Origin of the sequence: Micromonospora sp. NPDC000316, assembly GCF_042898885.1 — a bacterium.
GTDB lineage: Bacteria > Actinomycetota > Actinomycetes > Mycobacteriales > Micromonosporaceae > Micromonospora.
In genome coordinates this window covers 393,430-412,621 of the sequence record NZ_JBIAZG010000002.1, presented here as the reverse complement: position 1 = coordinate 412,621, position 19,192 = coordinate 393,430, and the positions used below count along the sequence as shown (strand labels likewise).

Genomic DNA, 19,192 nt, shown 5'->3' with positions numbered 1-19,192 from the left:
GGACCGGCCGCTGGGCCGATGCGCGCCCGGATCATGCACTTCACACATATCGACAACCTGCCAGCCATCCTCTCCACGGGCCGACTTTTCGCCGAGAATGCGGTGGGCGACCGGTTAGCAACAAACGTGGGTGCTCCGGACATCAAGGCCAGTAGGCGCCAGCGCCCAGTACCATGCCCGCCAGGCGGATCGGTCGCCAACTACGTACCCTTCTACTTCGCCCCTCGCTCACCAATGATGTACCGGATCGCCCGCGAGCATCAGGACGGGAAGGTGGGTTGCTACCCAGACGGGGACGATCCGCTCGTCTACATGGTCAGTTCCCTCGACCGAGTGCACGAGGCTGGGCTGAGGTGGGTCGCCAGCGACGGCAACTGCGCTGCAAGCTTGACCAGGTTCTCCAGCGCCGTAGAGGACCTGGCCGAGCTCGTTGACTGGCCGTTGATGAGGGAACGAATCTGGAAGAACCTGCCGGAAGACCCCGACCGAGTCCGACGCCGCATGGCGGAGTTGCTGGTCCACCGTGAGTTCCCTCTCGACCTGCTGGCGGGCTACGTCGTAAGGACACCGGCTCGGCAGCAGCAGTTGAGGCGGGTCTTACGGGATGCTGGCATCATCGACGCGTACGTTGATGTCAGGCCCGACTGGTACTACGGATTCCTGCGAGGGGAGGCGCGCGCATGATCGTCATCGCTCACGGCAACCTGCTGACCGCTGACGTGGAGGCCCTGGTCAACACCGTCAACACCGTGGGTGTGATGGGCAAGGGGATAGCCCTGCAGTTCAAGCGCGCCTACCCGGCGAACTACGCCGCTTACCGCGCAGCATGCGCCGCCAAAGAGGTCCAACTGGGTCGAATGTTCCTATTCGATTCGGCTCTCCTAGGGCCACGCCGCTACGTGATCAACTTTCCGACAAAGGGGCACTGGCGTACTAGCTCGAGGGTGTCGGACATCCAGGCGGGCCTCAATGACCTCGTCCGAGTCATCCGCGAGCGTGGAATCTCCTCGGTGGCCGTACCGGCGCTGGGTTGCGGTAACGGCGGTCTTGACTGGGACGAAGTCCGGCCGTTGATAGAACGGTCCTTCGCGGCCCTCCCAGACGTTCGGGTGCTGCTGTTTCCGCCGGAAGGCGCCCCGGACCCCGCGGACATGCCGGTGGCAACCACCAAACCTCCGCTCACTCCAGGTCGCGCCACCTTGCTGTGCGCGATCGACCGCTATCTGGAGCGCGCACGGGCGCTCGAACCTCGGGATGGGGTGACCGTGCTTGAGATCCAGAAGATTGCCTACTTCCTTCAAACCTTGGGGCAACCGCTCCGACTCAAGTTCGCCCGAGGGCGGTACGGGCCGTACGCGGACAATCTGAACCATGTGCTCGACAAGCTGGAGGGCCACTACCTCATCGGCTTCGGTGATCGCAGCGATAGGGTCGAGGATCTTCAGCCAATCCGACTGACCGCCGCGACGACAGAGGCGCTGTCATCGCGGTTCGAGCCTCTCGTCTCACCAGCGCTGCAATCGCTGGAGCGGCTGGCTAGCCTCATTGAGGGCTTCGAAGCACCGTACAGCCTCGAACTTCTGGCAACTGTGCACTACGCCGCCGAACTGGACCCGCATACCAACGACCTCGGTGAGTTGACCGAGCGGGTGCAAGCGTGGAGCGGCCGCAAGGCGAGGCTGTTTACGCCGGACCACATCCGGATGGCGTACGACCGCTTGCAGTCAGCGGGACTGCTGCCCTTGCTGACCAACGCGTAGTTTGCGAAGCCCAGGGTTAATTCCGACAGCGTGGCGGAGGGCAGCGCCGCTTCGGAAAGAGTTACCGTGCCTGCGTGACGGATCTTGAGCGGGGTGTTTACGAGCACCTGATCACCCGTGAGCTGGCCGAGCGGCTCCAACACGTCGACGCCGCCCTGATCCAGCACCACAAACTCGACCCCGCCGACGCCCACAGCACCCTCGCCCGCCACATCGCCGCCCTGGCCGCCCGCGCGTTGCAATCCCTCCCGAACGGCGATAACAAGCTCCACCACCAGGTCGAGATGGCAAATCGCATCGCCGATGCCATCGCCACCCTGAGCCCAAAGGCGGCAACGGAGCAGGACCAGGTAACCGACGCCAAGCACCTGCTCCACGCCATCGCGGCCCCGCCAACGCCTCCCGCGCTACCAGCGTTCCCGCAGCGCCCGACCACTCCCCTCTCCACCGGCGCGCTGCTGGTCAACGGCCGCCACCAGCCGCGGATCGGCCACGAGGTCAACCACGAGATGGCGTCGGCCGAGAGCGTGGATCTGCTGTGCGCGTTCATCAAGTGGTACGGCCTGCGCATCGTCGAGCCGGCCATCCGCGAGCTGATCGCCCGTGGCGGCCGAGTCCGCGTGATCACCACGACCTACCTGGGTGCCACCGATCAACGGGCACTGGACCGGCTCGTCGAGCTGGGCGCCGAGGTCAAGGTGTCGTACGAGACGAGGACCACTCGCCTGCACGCCAAGGCGTGGCTGTTCCGCCGGTCCAACGGCACCACCACCGCGTACGTCGGCTCGTCGAACCTGTCGAAGACCGCGCTTGTGGATGGCGTGGAGTGGAACGTCCGTATCTCGAACATGGAGCAGCCGCACGTCATCGACACGTTCACGGCGACGTTCGAGGATTACTGGAACGATCTGGCGTTTGAGACGTACGACGCGGCAAGTGACGCCGAGCGGCTGCGGCACGCGTTGAGCGGGGAGCGCCGTGACGACGCGCCCACCGAAATTTCGAACCTGGACGTGCGCCCGTACCCGTACCAGGCGGAGATCCTTGCCGACCTGGACGCCGAGCGCCTGGTGCACGGGCGCTGGCGCAACCTGGTGGTAATGGCGACCGGCACCGGCAAGACCGTCGTCGCCGCCCTCGACTACCGCCGGCTGCACCGCAACAAAAGGGCGGATTCGCTGCTCTTCGTCGCGCACCAGGAGCAGATCCTGCGGCAGAGCCTGTCGACGTTCCGGCAGGTGATGGGGGACGGCAGTTTCGGCGAGACACTTGTCGCGGGCGAGAAGCCGAACGGCTGGAAACACGTCTTCGCCTCCATCCAGTCGCTGCACCGGCGGGAGGTCGACCCCGAGGCGTACGACATGGTGATCGTCGACGAGTTCCACCACGCGGAGGCGCCGACGTACACGCGGCTGTTGGAGCGGCTGCGTCCCCGCGTACTCCTGGGACTGACGGCGACCCCCGACCGGGCCGACGGCGGCGACGTGCGCCGGTGGTTCGACGGCCGCGCGGCCGTTGAGCTGCACCTGTGGGACGCGTTGGAGCGGCAGTTGCTGGCGCCGTTCCAGTATTTCGGGCTGCACGACGACGTGGACCTGTCGCACGTCACCTGGAAACGCGGCCAGGGCTACGACCCGACGCAGCTCGGCACCATCTACACCGGCAATGATGCTCGGGCGCGGTTGGTACTGCGGGCGGTCCGCGACAAGGTCGACGTCGGGCGAATGCGGGCGCTCGGGTTCTGCGTGAGCATCGGGCACGCCGAGTTCATGGCCGCGTTCTTCAGGAAGCAGGGTGTCGCGGCGGCGGCGGTGACCTCGAAGGCCGGCACCGACCGGGCGGGGCTGCTGCGGGACTTCAAGGCCGGCAAGCTGCGGGTGCTCTTCACCGTGGACCTGTTCAACGAGGGCGTCGACCTGCCGATGGTCGACACGATCCTGATGCTGCGGCCCACCGAGAGCGCCACGATCTTCCTGCAACAGCTCGGCCGTGGCCTGCGCCTCGACGACGACAAGCCGTGCCTGACCGTGCTCGACTTCATCGGCGGGCAGCACGCCAACTTCCGCTTCGACCTGCGCTGGCGTGCCCTGACCGGGGTGAGCCGGCGGGCGATCACCGAGGCAGTGCGCGACGACTTTCCGAGCCTGCCGAGTGGCTGCCACGTCGAGCTGGATCGGGTGGCCAAGGAGGTGGTGCTCGCCAACCTGAAGTCGGCGCTGCCCACCTCGAAGGCCGGCCTGCTCTCTGAGCTGCGGCAACTCGGCGACGTCAGCCTCGCCACGTTCCTGCGGGAGACCGGCCTGGAGGCCGAGGACGTGTACCGATCGGCAAGCGTCGGCGGCTGGACCGGGCTGCGCCGGCTCGCCGGCATCGAGACGTCCCCGCCCGGCCCGGACGACCGGGAGTTGGGCCGGGCCGTCGGCCGCATGCTGCACACCGACGACCCCGACCGGCTGGATCTGCTGACCCAGGTCGCGGCCGGACCGCCCGCGCCAGGTCAGCAGGTGTACGCGGGCAACGGCCGACTGCTGGACATGCTGCACTTCAGCCTGTGGGGAGCGAACGCAGCGCTGGCGACACGGGATGAACGGCTCGCACGGCTGTGGAAGGACCCGGCACGCTGTGCCGAGTTGCGGCAGGTCGCCGAGGTGTTGCAGGACCGCATCCACCGGGTCACGCCACCTGTCGCCCCGGGTGCCGTCCCGTTGCGGGTGCACGCCCGCTACAGCCGCAACGAGGCGTGCGCCGCCTTCGGGATGACCAACCCGGGCTCACTCCGCGAGGGGGTGAAGTGGCTGCCCGATGCCCAGGCCGACCTGTTCTTCGTCACCCTGGTCAAGTCCGAGGCGCACTACTCCCCCACCACCATGTACGCCGACCGGGCCATCACCGACACGCTGTTCCAGTGGGAGTCGCAGAGCACCACCTCGTCGGCCTCGGCGACCGGGCAGCGCTACACCTCGGGCGGCTCGACAGTGCATCTCTTCGTCCGGGAGACCCGGATCGCCGAGGGCGACTTGGGCGCACCGCCGTACCTCTACGCCGGCACCATGACGTACGAGTCGCACACCGGCGACCGACCGATGCGTGTCCTCTGGCGGCTCCACCACGCCCTGCCCGCCGACGTGTACGCCACCGCCCGGACGATCGCCGCATAGCCCCACCCGGTCAAGCGGCGTCCGCGTTCGGTGCAAACCTGACGTCCAACCTCCGGTCCAGGGCTCGCGCTAGGCGTTCCAGAACCGGCAAGGTCGGTACGGTGCCGCCGGCCTCGAAGCGGGCCACCGCAGACTGGGTCATGCCGGCGGCCCGCGCGAGCTCGGTCTGACTCCAACCATGCCCTTCCCGCAGGTGACGCACCTCCTGACCAAGCTCGAAGGCGATCCGGGTGGCCTCGTAGGTTTCGGCCGCCCCTGGTTCTGCCATCCGGCGCTCGCGTAGGTCATTCCAGTCCAGGCGATCACTCATCGCTCTGCCCCCTCGTTCACGATGTGCCGCTCCGCCACGCACCGCTCGAATGCGCGGCGAGCCCGCTCGACTTCCCGGTCCTCCCGCATCCGCGTTTTGCGGAACACCGTGAGCAGGATGATCCTCCGGTCGGAGGCTATCCAGTACGTAACTCGTACTGCGTCGCGCTCTAGGTAGAACCGCAGCTCTCGCAATTTGCCGTCGAGTTGCCTGCTGTGCGGCTCTCCGAGCAGCACACCTCGGTTGGCCAGGAGATCGATGTAGAACGCCGCTCGGGCGAAGTCGGCGGTTGGTAGTTCCTCCAGCCAGTCTCGGACTTCTGGTTCCAACTCCACGCTACCCCAACCCATAGCATCGATGCTATGGGTTGGGTGGGCTGGCGGCGGGCTTCCCTTGAGTACGTGTCGTCAATGACGCGAGTCGGACCGGGTGATGAACGAACGCAAGCCGCGCGTCACACCCCACCGTTAGCGTGACCTCGGTCCCCGAGCACGAGGCAGCGTCCAGGCCACCTGCCGCTCCTCTGAGTGATTGGATCTACCGATGGAACAGCGGATCAGCCTCGTCACTCTCGGAGTCACGGACGTGGCACGCGCGAAAGCGTTCTACGAGCAGCTCGGATGGCGTGGCCAGGAGGTCGAGGAGACGGTCTTCTTCCAGGCCGGCGGCCTGGCCCTCGTCCTGTGGGGTCGCGACAAGCTCGCCGCCGACGCCGGCATCTCCAATCCGGGCACCGGCGCGATGACCCTGGCCCAGAATGTCCGCTCCCGGGCAGAGGTCGACGAGGTGATCGCCACCGCGATCGAGGCCGGTGCCGAGGTGACCAAGCCGGCGCGGGAGACGTTCTACGGCGGCTACGCCGGCTACTTCGCCGACCCGGACGGCCACATGTGGGAGATCGCCTGGAATCCTGGCTTCCTGCTCGGCCCGGACGGCACCCTCACCGTCCCCGACTTCGGCGCCACGGGCTGACGCGAGCAACAGGTCACGACTCGGCCGGCGGGCAGAGCAGCAGGTCCACCAGCGGCAACAGCGGATCCAGGCAGACCGTCAGCAGGGTGGGGTCCTCTGGCGTCGGCGTGGTGGCCACGCCCGTCACGGTGGGCGACGGCGATGGTGTGGGCGGGTCCGGTGTCGGCGGCGAACTGGCGGTTGGGGCCGGAGCGGTAGGCGGAGCTGGCGCGGTGGACGCGACCGGAGCGGTGGGCCGCTCCGGAACAGCGGTCGGGGCCGGAGCAGCTGACAGAACCGGATCAGCAGCGGTGGCCGGAGCAGCCGGTGGAGCAGGGACATGCGACGGGACCACCGGCCGGACGGGCTGAGAAGGACTCGACGGCCCGACCGGGGCAGCACCGGGAACAGGTAACAGTGCCGCCAGGCTGGTCGTACCCGTGTGGAATTTCAGTGGTCCGACCGCGCGCGGCGGGACGACAGTGACGACGGCGGACGCCGCCCGCCGCTCCGGGCTGGCCTGCGGTGGCCCGACGGCGGGGCTGAGCGTGGCGGCCACCACCGTCGCGACCGCTGCGGCGGCGAGTGCCCGGCGGTCGGGGCGTACCGCGAGCAGTGGCGCTTCGTCCGGCTCAGCCGACGGTGGCGGGGTCGGCCTTTCGCGCCGGTGGGTGGTCAGCAGGGTGTCGAGCTGGGCGACGACTGTGGCGCGCTCGCCGGCGGCGGCAGCGACGGCGAGGGCGAGGTAGAAGCGGACGTTCACCACGGCGTTGGCCGGCACACGCAGCCCTGCCAGCGAACCGTTGTCGGGCAGCAGCGTGACCGGCACGTCGGGGTGGTGCGCGGGGGTGGCCAGGTCGGCGAATCGCCACTCGCGCCGGTGTTCGCGGCCGGCGAAGGCGACCCGCCGGCTGGTGACGACGGCCATGCCGGCGTCGACGACCCGCAGGCCCGCCGGCAGGGCGTGGCCGGGTGTGTCGGCGCAGGTGAGCGGCCCGGGTGTGGGCAGGCCGGGGACGTGCCGCGCCTCGGCCTCGACCAGCTCCGCGACGGGTACGACCCGGAAGACGAGTTCGTCGCCGTCGAGGTCTACCGGCAGGCCGGTACGCGGTTGCGTGCACCCGAGGAACCCGGCGGCCTCGATCCGCAGCCGGGTCAGGTGCTCGTCGCGTCGCCGCCAGGTGTCGGCCGCCCTGCGGTACGCGTCCCGGCGCCGCTCGTTCTCACGCTCGGCCCAGGCGGCCCGCCAGGGAGAACTCTCCACAGAGGTCACGGTCACACGCCGTACAACCGCTCACGTGCGGGACAGGGAACGCATCGAGGATCGATGCTTCCCTTTGCTCCCGAAAGGAGAGATTTGACGGACGCCAGCGCCGGTGCTGCGAGGCTAGCCTGCCCATGACCCCCACAGCCGAGGAGCTTCCCGATGCTCGATGACATGCGCGTGCTGCGTGACGCGGTACGGGAGTATCGCGTTGCGGCGACGGCTGCCGGTCTCGACTGGCCCGACCAGGCCGAGTCGCCGGCCGAGCAGCCGCCGGACCGGGTCTACCGGATCTTCGGCGTGGATCACGTCGCGGAGCAACTGACCTGGTTGCAGTCGCAGCGCTGGCCGGATCGGCGATTGCTGCCCAACGCCGGATGGCGGATGCCGTGGCTCGAGGGTGCGGACGTGCTGGACTATCTGGGACTGTCGGTCGGCACACCGTTCCCCTGGCGGCAGCAACTACCCCTGTTCCACTTCGACTTCGTCCTCTACACGTTCGTCCTCGCGGGCGAGCACGAGGGTGAGATCTGGCGCTACGAGGTGTCACCCGACGCCTGGGACTCGGTGCGTGCCGCCACCAGCCTGGCCACGCTCTTCGACCAGTGGACCAAGGGGATCACCGCCGGTGTGATCGTTCACGACGACCACAACAGGTGGCTCCTGGTCGACGACGTCGATGGCGTGGACGGCCTTCCCGGCCTCGACCCGCTGGCCTTTCCGGTGGCACCGGTGGAGGAGACGCTGCTGCGGACGCGGCAACGCGAATGCGGGGTGAACATTGCCGTCGTCGAGGAGGGCTTCGAACACAACGAGGAGTTGTCCGACGCCATCGACGCCGCCAAGGCATCGCTCGGCGCGTAGCCCGGGTGCCGACGGCTGTCCGGGTGACACCCCGGACAGCCGCCGACCACGTCGGACGCTACGAGGCCAGGGCGAGTACTACGGGCGCAGCGAGGTGAAGAACTGCCTCATCTCATCGGCCAACAGGTCCGGTTCCTCCAGCGGCATGAAGTGCCCGCCCCGGCCCGGTTCGCTCCAGTGCCGGATGTCGGTGCACGCCCGCTCGGCGATCGAGCGGGGAAGGTTGGCCTGCGAGGGTTCGGTGCTCACCGTGAACGCGGCGGGCACGGTGATCATGGGGCGTGGGGTGTTGTGGGCGAAGTCGGCGTACTGCCGGAACGACGAACCGATCGTGCCGGTCGCCCAGTACAGCGTGATGATCGTGAGCAGGGTGTCCCGGTCGATGCTGTTCGCCAGGTCCCCGTGGTTGTCGCTCCAGTCCCGGTATTTGTCGACGAGCCAAGCGGCCAGCCCGGCCGGCGAGTCGGCGAGCGCCGCCGCGAGGGTGTCCGGGCGGGTGCCCATGATGGCGCTGTAGCCGCCATCGGTCTCGTCGTACGCGGCTTCGGCGTCCAGGTACGCCTGCTCGGCCGCTGACAGCGGTCGGGCGTCGAAGCTGGCGGGGAACGGTGGATGGATCATGTGGATGCCGGCCACCTGCTCCGGGTACAGGGCACCGAGCCAGCCGGTGACCACTCCCCCGACGTCGCCGCCGAAGGCGCCGTAGCGCTCGTAGCCGAGCACGTCGGTCATCAGCTCGTGCAGTGTCCGAGCCAGCAGCGCCCGGGTCACCGGCTCGTCAGGGACCTCCGAGAAGCCGAAGCCGGGCAGCGAGGGCACCACCACGTCGAACGCGCCGCCCGGCCGGTCGGGGTCGGTCAGCCGGTCGACCAGCGGCAGCATCTCGACGAAGCTGCTGGGCCAGCCGTGGCTGAGGAGCAACGGCAACGGCGTGGGCGTACCCGCCGGACGAGCCGCGCGGACGTGCAGGAAGTGCACCTTCCGGCCGCCGACGAGGGCCAGGTGGTGCGGGTACGAGTTCAGCTCGGCTTCGCGGGCCCGCCAGTCGAACCCGTCGTGCCAGTAGGACACCAGGTCCCGCAGGTAGTCGGGCTCGACACCGCCCTGCCACAGCTGGGAGCCGCTGCGGTCGGTGAAGCGGGTACGGGCCAGTCGAGCCCGCAGGTCGTCGAGGACCGCATCGGACACGTCGATGCGGAAGGAAGAGACAGACATTGGTCCTCCGATAAGGAGGGCGCTCCCCGACGCGAGAGGTCAGCTGAGGGGGACGGCCGAGAGGAGCGCCCAGGAATGACGATGGGTGGTCACCGGGCTCACCTCCTCTCAATGGCTGACGAAGATCACCGTACACGACCGCGCCGCCACCCGGATGAAGTGGCGGCGCGGGCGTGGTCGGATCAGGCCGGCGGCGCAACCTCCGGCATCTCGAAGACCCGGCGGACGTCCACCTCGACCTCGCCGATCGTCTCGGCGAAGATGTCGGCGAACCGCCGCCCCCACTCCACCGCCTCCTCCTGGGAGCGCACGTCCAGCAGGGCGAACCCGGCGATCAACTCCTTGGTCTCGGTGAACGGCCCGTCGGTGACGGTGGTCTTCCCACCGGTCACGGTGATCCGAGTCGCGCCCTTGGAGGTCTCACACAGCCCCTCCGCGGCGAGCAGCACACCGGACTGCGCCACCTCCTTCAGGAAACCCTCCATCCGGGCGATGAACTCGGGGCTCGGGTTGAACGCCTCGGGCAGGTTCTCGTCGAGCTTGTGCATCAGCATGTAGCGCATGGTTTCGGTCCTCTCGTGATCAATGAAACGACGGTCAGCGGGCGAGCTGCCGGCTGCAGAGCGCCGTCAGCCAGGCGAAGATGACGGCGCAGCCGAGCGCCATCCGGACGCTGATGGTGTCCTGGTCGGGCCAGGCCAGCAGCACGACGGCGGCCAGCGCGCAGCCGAGGGAGAACGCCGCCCAGCCCCGCTCCCCGGCCCGCGACGACCGACGGGCGAAGACGAGACAGGCCACGACCAGCGACCCGAAGGCCAGCATCGCCCCGACACCGTGGCCGACGGCATGCCAGCTCAACGTGTCCGGCGCGCCCTCCGGGGCACCGGCCGGCCAGCCCATGCTGGGGTCGGAGACCAGCACCCCGCCGATGATCAGGCCGATGCCATGTACGGCGACGAGCGCCGGTCCCCACGTGCCGGCCGGCTCGCCGCGCAGCGTCCGGCGTAGCCCGACCGCGCCGGCCAGGGCGAGCAGCCCGGTCAGCACGAAGTTGGTGATCTGGATCCAGCCCAGATCACCGAGGGCCAGCAGGCTCAGCGGCTGCCGGGTCAGGTCGAACCCGTCGCGGGTGAGCACCTGGGCGGCGGCCACCACCCCGAACAGCGGACCGGCGAGGACTCCGCCGGCAAGCAGCGCCCTCGTCGTCGTACGCCGGGAGTCGACGCCCGCCACCGCGGACCCCACACCACCTGTGCTGGTCATGGTCGTCATGTCGTCCTCCTCTCGCCGGCCCGGTGGCCGGTTCCCGCGTGCCGGCCGGGCCGGCTCTTCACTGACGCGTCGAGCGGCCGGACCGGGATACGACATGGCGGGCAGAGAATTTTTCAGCGGGTCGGCGCGACACCTCGGGCGCAGTCGGCGGCACGGGCGCGCAGCAGGGCGCGTTCGCGTTCGTTGCCGGTCAGGTCGGCGGCCCGTTCGAACTCGGCACGCGCCTCGTCGTGGCGGCCAAGCTTGGCCAGCAGGTCACCGAGCACGCTGGGCAGCAGGTGGTAGTGGGCAAGCGCCGGCTCGTCGGCCAGCGCCTGGGCCAGTTCCAGGCCGGCGGCCGGGCCGTGCGCGAAGGAGACCGCGACGGCCCGGTTCAGCTCCACGACCGGCGACGGTACGACACGGGCCAGCTCCGCGTAGCCGGCGGCGATGCGCGCCCAGTCGGTCTCCTGCGGGGTCGCCGCGCGGGCGTGGCAGGCGGCGATCTCCGCCTGGAGGGTGTACGCGCCGGGCGGGCCGCTCGCCGCCCGGGCGTGGTCCAGGGCGGCCAGGCCACGGCGGATCAGCAGCCGGTCCCAGCGCCCCCGGTCCTGTTCCAGCAGCAGGACCGGCTCGCCGTCGGCGTCGACCCGGGCGGCGGTGCGCGACGCCTGGATCTCCAGCAACGCGGCGAGCCCGTGCACCTCCGGCTCCTCGGGCATCAACTCCTGAAGGAGGCGGGCCAGCCGCAGCGCGTCAGCGCAGAGTGCCGGGCGCATCCAGTCGTCGCCGGCGGTCGCCGAGTAGCCCTCGTTGAAGATCAGATAGATCACCTCCAGCACGGAGGCGAGCCGTTCGCCGCGCTCCTCGACGCCGGGCACCTCGAACGGCACCTTCGCCTCGGCGAGGGTCTTCTTGGCCCGGGTGATCCGCTGCGCGACGGTCGTCTCGGGCACCAGGAACGCCCGGGCGATCTCCTCGGTCTTGAGCCCGCCGAGCATCCGCAGGGTCAGCGCCGCCCGCGCCTGCGGCGACAACACCGGGTGGCAGGCGGTGAAGACCAGGCGCAGGAGGTCGTCGTCGATGCGCTCCTCGAAGGCCGCGTCGAAGTCCGGTGTGAAACCGTCGTCGTCGAGATCCTGCCCGAGTTCAGTGACCGAGCGCTCCAGCAGCTTGCGACGGCGCAGCGCGTCGATCGCCCGCCGCTTGCCGACAGTGGTCAGCCACGCGCCCGGGTTGGCCGGTACGCCGTCGCGCGGCCACTGCTCCAGCGCGGCGACCAGGGCGTCCTGGGCGAGTTCCTCGGCCCAGCCGACGTCGCGTACCAGCCCGGCCAGGGCGGCGACGACCCGCCCGGCCTCGATTCGCCACACCGCCTCCACCGTGCGGTGCACCTGCTCAACCTCCATGACCGCACATCAGAGCAGGGCGGCTCAGGCTCCACAAGGACCGCACGGTTCAGTCGGCACGGCGCGGGTGGGTCAGCGGACCCCGGGCCGGAAACCGCGACCGGGCACGCGGCGGGTACGCCTCGCAGTGCCCGCCCCACTGTTCGGCGGCGACCGTGAGGGCGTCGGCGGAGACGGTGAGGATCAGCGGGTAGATCGCGGTGGTCGGGCGACGCATCCACGGGGGCAGCGACTCGGCGGAGAATTCCACGATCAGCTCCAGCCGGCGGCGGCGGAGCACACGCGTCCGCAGCGCCAGGTTGGGTTCGGTGAAGCGGACCGTCGCCGGTGGCGGGTTCGGCTCGGCGGCGGCTCGCGCCTGGCCGTGCAGCCAACTGCCCAGCGCCCGGGCCTCCTCGGCCATCAGGCTCGGGTAGTGGTGCGACCACATCTGACCGTCGGCGGTGCGGGCGTCCACCTCGATGAGCAGCCAGTCGTGCCAGCCGGGCGCAGACCGGTCGGGGTCGTCGGGCGGGTCGATGCCGGGCTGGTAGCCGATCGGGCGGATCCGCACCCGGGCGCCATCGTCGGACCGGATCTCCACTCGATCATTCTGGCCGACCGAAGCAGACTTTAACCCCCAAATCGGTCACTTCGTAATGGTCTGGCGTACGCCCCTGTGCTTCGCGCAGGCATCCGACCGACCACCTGTCAGGCTTACCGAGCCGTCCCGGCACTGCACCAGATAACCCCGACCGGCCCAGAACTGCGGCACGCACTCGAACCAGTCGCACACCTCGGCGGCCGGCCGGCGGATCCGGGTGCCGCCGCAGAAGTCGTACCCCAGCGGGTTCTCCGGGGCGCCGCAGCGCGGATCGCGCGACGCGGTCGACGACGGACGCGGCGACGGCGGTTTCGTCGACTTCGACGGCTTCGGCCTGGCGCTCTGGGTGGGCGTCGGGAGCGCCGGGCGGACCAGTGCGGGGACCGCGCTGGGGCCGGGTGCCGGGGTGGCCGCGACAGCCACCTCCGTGCCGGTCGGGTCGGACGGATTCGAGTCGATAAGGGCCACCGGCACCAGCAACGCGATGCCCGCCGCCACCGCGACAGTGCGCCGACCACCGGGCACGAACGACAGGAGCCGCGCCTGCCCGGGCGTGGCCACTGCCGGCCGGAACGGCTTGAGCTGGCCGTGCTCGGCGATCAACTCGTCGAGCTGGGCGAGCACCGCCGGACGCTGCTCGATCGCGTCGGCGAAGGCAAGCGTGAGCTTGAACCGGAAGTCCGCCGCCGCGTCGGCAGGCAGCAGCAACCCGGAGGTACGCCGCCGGTCCAACACCTGGATCAGGGTGACCGGCGCCGCCGGGTCGTGGGCAAGGCCTGTCATCCGGCCGTACGCCCAGTCGCGCCGGCCGCGCCCGCCGAGCAGCACCAGCCGACGGCTCGTGATCACGGCCATGCCGGCGTCGGCGACGCGGACGCCGTCCGGGCGGCGTAGGCGCAGCGGCCCGGTGGTCGGGGTGACCGTGAGGTCCGGCGCGGGCAGCACTGTCGTGTGTCGCACCTCGACCAGTTGCGCGGCGGGCAGGGCCCAGAGGACCACCTCGCCGTCGGCCAACTCCAGTGGCAGGCCGGCGCCGGCCGCCGCGGAGCCGTGGAAGTCGGCGGCCAGGGCGCGGAGCCGCCGTAACTCGTCGTCGCGACGCCGCCACGCCGCCTCGGCGCCACGGAACGTGCTAACCCTCCGCACGTTCTGCCGGTGCGCCCACCGGTACCGCCAGGTGGAACCCGTCGATTCAGTCTTTGCCACGCCGACTCCTTCGCCGCGCAGGCCACCAATCTGGGGTGTCACTTGGTTAACAGCCCCGGCGCGCAGACCGGACACGCCAGACTGGACGAAATATCCGATCGGCGGGCCAAATCACACGATTGGGCGATATTGCTACGGGAGGGGGTGAGGTCGTGCGGACAGGCACCCTGCCCGGAGTGGTGATCGGGGTCGACCTCGGCACCACAAGCACCAAGGCCGTCGCGTATGGCACCGACGGGCGGCTGCTCGCCAGCCACGCTGCCGAATATCCCCTCGACGATCCGCAGCCCGGGTACGCCGAGCAGGACCCGGAGGTCATCCTCGCCGCTGTCGTCGAGTCGATCCGCGCGGTGGTGGCCGAACTGGCCGCGCCGGTGGCCGGGCTGTCGTTCGGCTCCGCCATGCACAGCCTCATCGGGCTGGACCGGGACGGCAACCCCCTCACCGCGTCGCTGACCTGGGCCGACGCGCGAGCCACCCGGCAGGCCGAGCGGTTGCGGGCGGTGCCGTCCGGGCTGGCTCTGCACCAGCGCACAGGGACACCGATGCACCCGATGTCGCCACTGCCCAAGCTGCTCTGGTATGCCGAGCAGGAGCCGAAGCTCTTCGAGCGGGTCGCGCACTGGGTCGGCATCAAGGAGTGGGTGCTGCTGCGACTCTGCGACGCCCTGGTCATCGACCACTCGATCGCCTCGGCCACCGGGCTGTTGGACATCCACCGGCTGGAGTGGGACAGCGAGGCGCTGACCATCGCCGGCATCACCGAGGAGCAACTGCCACAACTGGTCGCCACCACCGCCGTCCTACCCGGGCTCACCTCGCAGGCCGCGACCGCGACCGGCCTGCCGAAGCGCACACCTGTGGTGGTCGGCGCCGGTGACGGGCCGCTTGCCAACCTGGGCCTGGGCGCGGTGCACCCCGGCATGGTGGCCTGCTCGATCGGCACCAGCGGCGCCATGCGGGTGATGGTGGAACGGCCCGGCGTCGACCCGCTGGGCGGGGTGTTCTGCTACGCGCTCACCGAGGATCGCTGGACGGTCGGCGGCGCGATCAACAACGGCGGCATCGTGCTCAAGTGGGCCGGCGAGGCACTCGCACCCGACCTGGGCGAACACGCCGAGGAGGAGCTCGTCGCCATCGCCGCCCGGGCGCCTGTCGGCTCGGGCGGGCTCATCATGCTGCCGTACCTGCACAGTGAACGCGCTCCACACTGGAGCGCTTTGCCGCGCGGCGCGTACGTGGGGCTGACCCACGGGCACCGCCGCGAGCACCTCGTCCGTGCCGCGTTGGAGGGCGTCTGCCAGCAGCTCGCGCTTGTGCTCAGCTCGGTACGCGCCGCCGGCAACGAGGTTCGTGAGATCCGCGCCGGTGGCGGCTTCGCCCGCAGCGGCCTGTGGCGGCAGATGCTCGCCGACGTGCTCGGTATGCCTGTGAGCTTCCCGGCCGGGCACGAGGGGTCGAGCTTCGGCGCGGCGCTGCTGGGCATGCAGGCGCTGGGGCTGATCCCCAGCATCGACCTCGCCGCCGATCTGGTGCGGATCGAGGAGACCGTCCGCCCCAACGCGGCCGCCGCCGCCACCTACGCGTCCCTGCTGCCGCTCTTCGCCGAGCTGTACGAGGCGTTGGTGCCCGCCTTCATCTCGCTGCGCCGGCTGGCACCCGGCCTTCCCGCCCAACCCGCCACTCCCGCCGGACCACCGAGTGGCCCTTCGGATTGACCGTAAGCCCGGTCAGGGCGCCTCGACGCCGGAGATCAGGTAGCGGTGCACGTCGGCGTCGAGGATGGCCACCGCCTGCTCTTCGCTCGGCCCGGAGTCGCGGAACGCCGCCAACTGCTCCGGAGACTCCCAGCGTTCGTAGACGTGGATCCGGCCCGGCTCCAGCGGGTCGGCTGCGAGCAGGAAGTCGAGGCAGCCGGCGGCGGCGCGTGCCTGCGCGATGACCGGGGCGCAGTCGGCGAGATAGCCGTCGCGCGCATCCGGCTCGACGCGCAGACTGCCAGCGATGATCAACATGGAGGCTCCCGAGGGCTGGCGGTCTGGTGATGCGCTCGATACGGCAGAGTCATATTTATACCTCTGAGGTATGTCGCTCGCGGGAGCATCGCCGCCCGGACGGGTGACGCCAGTCCCCGCGACCCCACCCGCCCCCGACGCTTCATATCGTGCAAACGTGAGAAAAAGCGACAAGAGGCGCTCATCTTCCCTGCCGGGGATGCCTGTCGGCGTACCCATGAAGTGGCTGACGGCGGCGGTCGCGCTCGCGGTGGTCGCGACGACCGGGCCTGCCACCGCGGACGGTCCGGGCCGCGCGCCCGTCGCGGAGTCGGGGCAGCAGGCCGAGCCGGGGTACGGAGTTGAGCCCGGCGACGACCAGGGCGACGAGCCCGGGGCGGAGCCGACGCCGGAGCGGCCGCCGACCAGCGAGGTGTCCTGGTTGTCGTTCCCGGGCGGGGTGTTCGCGGTGGACTCGCTCGGGCACACCGTGCGCTACCGCGCCTGCGACGGCGACACCGGCCGGGTCGCCGACCCGGACATGCGGGTGGCCGCCGGGGTGGCCAGCGGTGAGGTCATCGTCGGGGGCACCGGATACCGCTACCGGGTGCCGCTGGCCGGGCGGAGCGAGGGCACGCTTGAAGTGGTCCGCCGGCACCGCCCGCCAATCGAGCTGCCCGGCGTGGTCGTCACCAGCCCGCAGCCGCCCACCGACCCGGTCGCGGGAGCGCGGTTGTTCCCGCTCAGCGGGCAGCTCGCCCGCGCCGTCGCCGACGCCAGCCTCAACCCGGCCGGGGTCACCGTCCGCGACCTGTCCGGCCGGTACGGCGACCAGCAGATCGCGGTCAACGGCGCGTTGCGCCCCAAGGCCGCCAGCGTCATCAAGCTGTGGATCCTCGTCGAGCTGCTCCGCAGGGTCGACTGTGGACAGGTCTCGCTCGACGACGGTGTGCTGGTGACCCCGGACGACGTGGTCGGCGGCACCGGCCAGCTCCAGTTCGAGACGTTCCCGCAGGTGGTCACCCTGCACCGGCTCGCCCAGTACCTGATCAAGTACAGCGACAACATCGCCGCGAACGTGCTGATCACCTACCTGGGCGGGTTCGCCCCGGTCAACGCGCTGATCGACTCGATGAACCAGCGGTCCACCATCCTGGCCCGCCGGATGCTCGACAGCGCGGCCGCCCAGCGTGGCGAGGAGAACTACACCAGCCCCGACGACGTGGTGTCGCTGCTCGGCGCGGTCTGGGACGGCGACATCCTCAGCCCGGACTCCCGCGACCTGATGATCGGCTTCATGCGGGAACAGACCCTCAACACCAAGATTCCGGCGGCGCTGCCACCCGGGGTGCCGGTGGCACACAAGACCGGCGACCTGCCGGACGCCTCCCACGATGTCGGCTACTACCTGATCCCCGGCACGGAGACCGCCGTCGCGTTCCTCACCGCCGGGCCGATGGCGACCGGCGACGAGACCGTGCGCCGGATGGCCCGCACCGTCTACGACTTCCTCGTCACCCCGACCTACGCCGCGGTCGAGGAGTGAACCGACGTCACGCGCCGGGAATGTTCGCCGGTGGGTCCTCGCCCACCAGGTCGGCCGCCGGCGGGTCGGCCGACACCGGAAGCCCGAAATCCGAGTACGTCAGGTCGAGCTGAGCGGTCTTCGACTGCTCGGCGGCCAACTCGATCCGGTAGCGGACCAGCCGACCCTGCTCGTCGACGGTGGCGGTGAACGGCACCGCGGCGGCCCGGTCGCCGAGCACCCCGCCGACCCCGCTGCCCAGCACGGCCGCGCTGTCACGCAGGTCAAGCGTGCCCGCGTACTCCCGCACACCCGTCTGCCGGACGTTTGCCGGCGCGGTGAGCGTGCTGGCCAGCCGGGTGTTGTCCAGGCCCTGCTTGGACCCCGGTGCGCCAGGTGCGCCGACGTGCCACCAGGTCTTGCCGTCCCAGACCGGCACCCGACGGTCCGGGGCGCTTACCCGCACGTAGACGTCCGGCCCGGTGGTCAACCGCTCGATCTTCACCTCACCGTTCGGCACCTTCAGCGAGGTGGTCTCCAGCCCGCGCTTCGCCTTCGGGTCCCAGAGCAACACAGTGCTGTCCCCGCCCGCCGCCCCGCCGGTGCCCACCGTCAGCTTGTACGACTGCTCGTCGGCCTTCACCGCGGCGGCCTTCAGCGCGCCGACCGGGTCGGTCGGGACCGGCGCGGGTGACACGCTGGCCGGGGCGGTCGACGCGCCTGCCGACGGGCGGCTGGCGTCCGGCTCGTCACCGGCGGCGACCACTGCCCACACCCCGGCGGCCACCGCCACGGCGAGGGCGACGCCTGCGGCGACCAGCTTGGGCTTCTGCACGGTCATCTCCCCCGATCGGGCACGCCGCCGGCCGGTCGCCGATCGACGGTCACCGCGGTGCGGTCCGGCCAGACTAGCCGGACCGCACCGGCTCACGCGCGGGTGATCGCGTTGGCGTGGATCGCCTCGTTCAGGTACTCCGCAAGACCGGGGGCGATGTTCTCGTAGTGCGCGGTGAACCGCTCGTCGGCCAGGTACATGTCGGCAAGCCCGGTGTGGATCTCGTACGAGCACTCGTAGAACCAGCGGCTGATGATCTGCCTGTGCTCCTCGGCCAACTCCATCGCCTCCGGGCTGTCCGCGGGCGCGCCCGAGGTGAGCACGGCGACGATCTGCCGACCCCACTCCTCGTTCTCCGCCTTGATCCGCAGCCAGTCCTCCTTGCTGTGGCCCGCCGCCCGCCGGTTCGACTCCCGGTACGCGTCGGTGTCACCCCACCGCCGCTCGGCCTCGGCCTCGTGCTCCTCCGGCGTGAAGTCCCCGAAGACCTCGAAGCGCTCCTCGGGGGTGAGATTGATGTTCAACTTGCTCGCCTCCATCGCGAACTCGATCGCCGCGAGCATCTCCTGCAACCGTTTGATGCGTACCGTCAGCAGCTCGTGCTGGCGACGCAGGTGCGCGGCCGGGTCGGCCGCCGGTTCGTCGATGATCTCGGCGATCTGCTCCAGCGGGAAACCCAGCTCGCGGTAGTACAGGACGAGCTGCAACCGTTGCAGGTCCGCGTCGTCGTAGCGGCGGTAGCCGGCCGGCGTCCGGCCGCTCGGCGAGAGCAGACCGATCTCGTCGTAGTGGTGCAACGTCCGGACCGTCACGCCGGCGACCTTCGCCACCTGACCCACCGTGTACGCCATGGTTCCCCTCCCTTCC

Annotated in this window: 19 protein-coding genes; 7 read left to right on the top strand and 12 right to left on the bottom strand. The window is 70.3% G+C overall.

All coding sequences use genetic code 11. The features are described 5' to 3' along the window. The first annotated feature begins 18 nt into the window (after positions 1 to 18). From ACFY2Q_RS06455 to ACFY2Q_RS06445, 3 genes are all read left to right on the top strand, one after another. The gene (locus ACFY2Q_RS06455) at positions 19 to 684 is read left to right on the top strand and encodes a DUF4433 domain-containing protein (protein WP_387128134.1); all 666 of its coding nucleotides are present in this window, start codon (positions 19 to 21) and stop codon (positions 682 to 684) included. After that, positions 681 to 1,760 (top strand): macro domain-containing protein, encoded by a 1,080-nt coding sequence (locus tag ACFY2Q_RS06450; RefSeq protein ID WP_387128133.1) that lies wholly within the window; start codon positions 681 to 683, stop codon positions 1,758 to 1,760. The genes ACFY2Q_RS06455 and ACFY2Q_RS06450 overlap by 4 nt, the downstream gene beginning before the upstream one ends. Before the next feature lie 74 nt (positions 1,761 to 1,834). Continuing rightward, on the top strand, positions 1,835 to 4,918 hold the full coding sequence (locus ACFY2Q_RS06445) for a DUF3427 domain-containing protein (RefSeq protein ID WP_387128132.1): 3,084 nt from the start codon (positions 1,835 to 1,837) through the stop codon (positions 4,916 to 4,918). 10 nt (positions 4,919 to 4,928) lie between these two features. Here the strand turns inward: ACFY2Q_RS06445 and ACFY2Q_RS06440 are convergent, their stop codons facing one another. Continuing rightward, on the bottom strand, positions 4,929 to 5,228 hold the full coding sequence (locus ACFY2Q_RS06440) for a multiprotein-bridging factor 1 family protein (protein WP_387128131.1): 300 nt from the start codon (positions 5,226 to 5,228) through the stop codon (positions 4,929 to 4,931). Continuing rightward, on the bottom strand, positions 5,225 to 5,563 hold the full coding sequence (locus ACFY2Q_RS06435; protein ID WP_387128130.1) for a type II toxin-antitoxin system RelE/ParE family toxin: 339 nt from the start codon (positions 5,561 to 5,563) through the stop codon (positions 5,225 to 5,227). The genes ACFY2Q_RS06440 and ACFY2Q_RS06435 overlap by 4 nt, the downstream gene beginning before the upstream one ends. A 208-nt stretch (positions 5,564 to 5,771) precedes the next feature. On the opposite strand from ACFY2Q_RS06435, the gene ACFY2Q_RS06430 reads away from it, so the two are divergent. Next, positions 5,772 to 6,200 (top strand): VOC family protein, encoded by a 429-nt coding sequence (locus tag ACFY2Q_RS06430; protein ID WP_387128129.1) that lies wholly within the window; start codon positions 5,772 to 5,774, stop codon positions 6,198 to 6,200. Between the two features lie 13 nt (positions 6,201 to 6,213). Here the strand turns inward: ACFY2Q_RS06430 and ACFY2Q_RS06425 are convergent, their stop codons facing one another. Then, entirely contained in the window at positions 6,214 to 7,443 is a 1,230-nt protein-coding gene (locus ACFY2Q_RS06425) for a hypothetical protein (protein WP_387128128.1), read from the bottom strand. Positions 7,444 to 7,605: 162 nt separating this feature from the next. On the opposite strand from ACFY2Q_RS06425, the gene ACFY2Q_RS06420 reads away from it, so the two are divergent. Further along, positions 7,606 to 8,307, top strand: coding sequence for a hypothetical protein (locus ACFY2Q_RS06420; RefSeq protein ID WP_387128127.1), 702 nt, complete (start codon positions 7,606 to 7,608; stop codon positions 8,305 to 8,307). Between the two features lie 78 nt (positions 8,308 to 8,385). Here ACFY2Q_RS06420 and ACFY2Q_RS06415 read toward each other — a convergent pair whose 3' ends face one another. The 6 genes from ACFY2Q_RS06415 to ACFY2Q_RS06390 all read right to left on the bottom strand — a co-directional run bounded on the left by ACFY2Q_RS06415 (position 8,386) and on the right by ACFY2Q_RS06390 (position 13,971). After that, entirely contained in the window at positions 8,386 to 9,522 is a 1,137-nt protein-coding gene (locus tag ACFY2Q_RS06415; protein WP_387128126.1) for an epoxide hydrolase family protein, read from the bottom strand. Between the two features lie 182 nt (positions 9,523 to 9,704). Next, positions 9,705 to 10,085: a YciI family protein gene (locus tag ACFY2Q_RS06410; protein ID WP_387128125.1), complete on the bottom strand. Its 381-nt coding sequence runs from the start codon at positions 10,083 to 10,085 to the stop codon at positions 9,705 to 9,707. 34 nt (positions 10,086 to 10,119) lie between these two features. Next, positions 10,120 to 10,794 (bottom strand): DUF998 domain-containing protein, encoded by a 675-nt coding sequence (locus ACFY2Q_RS06405; RefSeq protein ID WP_387128124.1) that lies wholly within the window; start codon positions 10,792 to 10,794, stop codon positions 10,120 to 10,122. Positions 10,795 to 10,907: 113 nt separating this feature from the next. Next, a complete protein-coding gene (locus ACFY2Q_RS06400) occupies positions 10,908 to 12,182 on the bottom strand; it encodes an RNA polymerase sigma factor (protein ID WP_387128123.1) in 1,275 nt (424 codons plus the stop codon). A gap of 49 nt (positions 12,183 to 12,231) precedes the next feature. Further along, a complete protein-coding gene (locus ACFY2Q_RS06395) occupies positions 12,232 to 12,765 on the bottom strand; it encodes a hypothetical protein (protein WP_387128122.1) in 534 nt (177 codons plus the stop codon). Between the two features lie 45 nt (positions 12,766 to 12,810). After that, a complete protein-coding gene (locus ACFY2Q_RS06390) occupies positions 12,811 to 13,971 on the bottom strand; it encodes a hypothetical protein (RefSeq protein WP_387128121.1) in 1,161 nt (386 codons plus the stop codon). Between the two features lie 152 nt (positions 13,972 to 14,123). On the opposite strand from ACFY2Q_RS06390, the gene ACFY2Q_RS06385 reads away from it, so the two are divergent. Continuing rightward, positions 14,124 to 15,689 (top strand): gluconokinase, encoded by a 1,566-nt coding sequence (locus ACFY2Q_RS06385; RefSeq protein ID WP_387128120.1) that lies wholly within the window; start codon positions 14,124 to 14,126, stop codon positions 15,687 to 15,689. A 12-nt stretch (positions 15,690 to 15,701) separates the two neighbouring features. On the opposite strand, the gene ACFY2Q_RS06380 is transcribed toward ACFY2Q_RS06385, so the two are convergent. After that, positions 15,702 to 15,986, bottom strand: coding sequence for a putative quinol monooxygenase (locus ACFY2Q_RS06380; RefSeq protein WP_387128119.1), 285 nt, complete (start codon positions 15,984 to 15,986; stop codon positions 15,702 to 15,704). A gap of 157 nt (positions 15,987 to 16,143) precedes the next feature. Between ACFY2Q_RS06380 and ACFY2Q_RS06375 the strand changes: the two genes are divergently transcribed. Continuing rightward, entirely contained in the window at positions 16,144 to 17,511 is a 1,368-nt protein-coding gene (locus ACFY2Q_RS06375; protein ID WP_387128118.1) for a serine hydrolase, read from the top strand. 7 nt (positions 17,512 to 17,518) lie between these two features. Here the strand turns inward: ACFY2Q_RS06375 and ACFY2Q_RS06370 are convergent, their stop codons facing one another. Together ACFY2Q_RS06370 and ACFY2Q_RS06365 are read right to left on the bottom strand one after the other, a co-directional pair. Beyond that, positions 17,519 to 18,325, bottom strand: coding sequence for a hypothetical protein (locus ACFY2Q_RS06370; protein ID WP_387128117.1), 807 nt, complete (start codon positions 18,323 to 18,325; stop codon positions 17,519 to 17,521). Positions 18,326 to 18,417: 92 nt separating this feature from the next. After that, positions 18,418 to 19,176 (bottom strand): MerR family transcriptional regulator, encoded by a 759-nt coding sequence (locus ACFY2Q_RS06365; protein ID WP_387128116.1) that lies wholly within the window; start codon positions 19,174 to 19,176, stop codon positions 18,418 to 18,420. Between the last annotated feature and the right edge of the window lie 16 nt (positions 19,177 to 19,192).

What these genes read in the sequence shown, in the direction of transcription:
- ACFY2Q_RS06455 (WP_387128134.1), top strand. Translation starts at nt 19, where the DNA reads ATGCGCGCCCGGATCATGCACTTCACACATATCGACAACCTGCCAGCC.
- ACFY2Q_RS06450 (WP_387128133.1), top strand. Translation starts at nt 681, where the DNA reads ATGATCGTCATCGCTCACGGCAACCTGCTGACCGCTGACGTGGAGGCC.
- ACFY2Q_RS06440 (WP_387128131.1), bottom strand. Translation starts at nt 5,228, where the DNA reads ATGAGTGATCGCCTGGACTGGAATGACCTACGCGAGCGCCGGATGGCA.
- ACFY2Q_RS06430 (WP_387128129.1), top strand. Translation starts at nt 5,772, where the DNA reads ATGGAACAGCGGATCAGCCTCGTCACTCTCGGAGTCACGGACGTGGCA.
- ACFY2Q_RS06420 (WP_387128127.1), top strand. Translation starts at nt 7,606, where the DNA reads ATGCTCGATGACATGCGCGTGCTGCGTGACGCGGTACGGGAGTATCGC.
- ACFY2Q_RS06415 (WP_387128126.1), bottom strand. Translation starts at nt 9,522, where the DNA reads ATGTCTGTCTCTTCCTTCCGCATCGACGTGTCCGATGCGGTCCTCGAC.
- ACFY2Q_RS06410 (WP_387128125.1), bottom strand. Translation starts at nt 10,085, where the DNA reads ATGCGCTACATGCTGATGCACAAGCTCGACGAGAACCTGCCCGAGGCG.
- ACFY2Q_RS06405 (WP_387128124.1), bottom strand. Translation starts at nt 10,794, where the DNA reads ATGACGACCATGACCAGCACAGGTGGTGTGGGGTCCGCGGTGGCGGGC.
- ACFY2Q_RS06400 (WP_387128123.1), bottom strand. Translation starts at nt 12,182, where the DNA reads ATGGAGGTTGAGCAGGTGCACCGCACGGTGGAGGCGGTGTGGCGAATC.
- ACFY2Q_RS06380 (WP_387128119.1), bottom strand. Translation starts at nt 15,986, where the DNA reads ATGTTGATCATCGCTGGCAGTCTGCGCGTCGAGCCGGATGCGCGCGAC.
- ACFY2Q_RS06365 (WP_387128116.1), bottom strand. Translation starts at nt 19,176, where the DNA reads ATGGCGTACACGGTGGGTCAGGTGGCGAAGGTCGCCGGCGTGACGGTC.